General features: G+C 70.6%; 2 protein-coding genes. One reads left to right on the top strand and one right to left on the bottom strand.

The features are described from left to right. Positions 1 to 112: 112 nt before the first annotated feature. On the bottom strand, positions 113 to 1,252 hold the full coding sequence (bioB, locus tag G6018_RS12980; RefSeq protein ID WP_182639824.1) for a biotin synthase BioB: 1,140 nt from the start codon (positions 1,250 to 1,252) through the stop codon (positions 113 to 115). Positions 1,253 to 1,370: 118 nt separating this feature from the next. Between bioB and G6018_RS17595 the strand changes: the two genes are divergently transcribed. Then, a partial coding sequence (locus G6018_RS17595; protein ID WP_182639823.1) for a TetR family transcriptional regulator occupies positions 1,371 to 1,658 on the top strand: 288 nt, incomplete at its 3' end.

The raw sequence follows: 1,658 nt of genomic DNA, 5'->3' as shown, positions 1-1,658 counted from the left end.
TGGCAGCGGCTGCGTGGACGCCGGGAACCCGCCGTACGGGTGCCAGACGTGCTCGGCGTCCGCGGCCAGGAGCGCGGCGGGGGAGGCGGTGAGGTGACGCGGGGCGGACATGTCAGGCGTTCGCGGGCTCGCTGGTGCCGGCACCGCGCGTGCGGATAGCGACCTTCTTCTCCTGCTTCTCGTGCGCGGCGGGCGCCGTCACGGCCGCAGCACCGGGAGCCGTTCCCGGGTTCGCGGGGTGGTGCGACACCTGGCCGGCCCCGTCCATCTGCAGGACCTCGAGGCCGGCGTCGGCGATCATCTGCAGGTCCTCGCCGCCGGGCTGGCCCTCGCTGGTGAGGTAGTCGCCGAGGAACAGCGAGTTGGCCACGAAGAGGCCCATGCCCTGAAGGTAGCCGAGGTGGCGTTCCCGGCCGGCGGCCATCCGGATCTCGGTGTCGGGGGCGACGAACCGGACCATCGCGAGGATCCGCAGGCAGTCGCGCGGGTTGAGCGTGTCCACGCCCTCGAGCGGGGTGCCGTCGAAGGGCAGCAGGAAGTTCACCGGGATCGAGTCGACGCCCTTGGCGCGCAGGTCGAAGGCCAGCTCGACCAGCTGCTCGCGGGTCTCGCCCATGCCGGCGATGAAGCCCGAGCACGCCGAGAGGCCCGCGCCGTGCGCCTGGCTCACGGTGTGCTCGCGGTCGGCGTAGGTGTGGGTCGTGCAGATCTCCTCGTAGTGGCTCTCCGCCGTGTTGAGGTTGTGGTTGTAGGCGTCGGCGCCGCTCGAGCAGAGCTTCTCCGCCTGCCCGTCCTTCAGCGCGCCCAGGCAGGCGCACACCTCGACGCCCGGGGTGTCGGACTTGATGGCCTCGATGATGTCGGAGACCTTGCCGACCTCGCGATTGCTCGGGCCGGTGCCGCTGGCGACCAGGCACACGCGCGAGGCGCCGGCCGCGATGCCGGCCTTGGCCGCGGTGACGGCCTCCTCGGTGTTCAGCCACGTGTAGCGCAGGATGCCGGCGGTCGAGTTGAGGCGCTGCGAGCAGTAGAAGCAGTCCTCAGGGCACAGGCCGCTCTTGAGGTTGACCAGGTAGTTGACCTTGACCTTGTTGCCGAAGTGGTGGAAGCGCACGCGCGACGCGGCGGCCACGACCTCCATGAGCTCGGCGTCGGACGAGTCGAGCACGGCGAGCGCCTCCGTCGCGTCGATCGCCCCGCCGTCGAGAATGCGGTCCGCGAGCTCGTGCCAACGGGTGGTCGTGGTGGCCATGGTTCCTCCTGAACGCCGTTCATTGAACGCCGTTAAGGTAGCGGGAATTCGCCGACTTGTACAGCGTTCAGATTGCAGGCGCGTCGGAGCCGCGGGAGGGGCGATAGGGTTACCGGTCGTGGCTCTCAACAAGTCGGCCGTCGTCGACACCGCGCTCGGACTCCTGCACGAAGCGGGGTTGCCCGGCATGTCGATGCGCACGCTGGCGACGCGGCTGAACGTCCAGCCGAGTGCTCTGTACTGGCATTTCCCGTCAAAGCAGGCGCTGCTCACCGCCGTCGCCGAACGGGTCCTGGCGGACGTGGCCCCGGTGGAGGCCGGCGCATCGGCCGCCGACGAACTGCGCGGGGTGGCCCGGGCGATGCGGATCGCTGTCGCGGGGGTGCCCGACGGGGCCGAGATCGTG

This window comes from Dietzia sp. DQ11-44, from assembly GCF_014145205.1.
Lineage (GTDB): Bacteria > Actinomycetota > Actinomycetes > Mycobacteriales > Mycobacteriaceae > Dietzia > Dietzia natronolimnaea.
The sequence above is the reverse complement of the archived record's forward strand: the minus strand, read 5'-3'. Positions and strand labels throughout refer to the sequence as shown.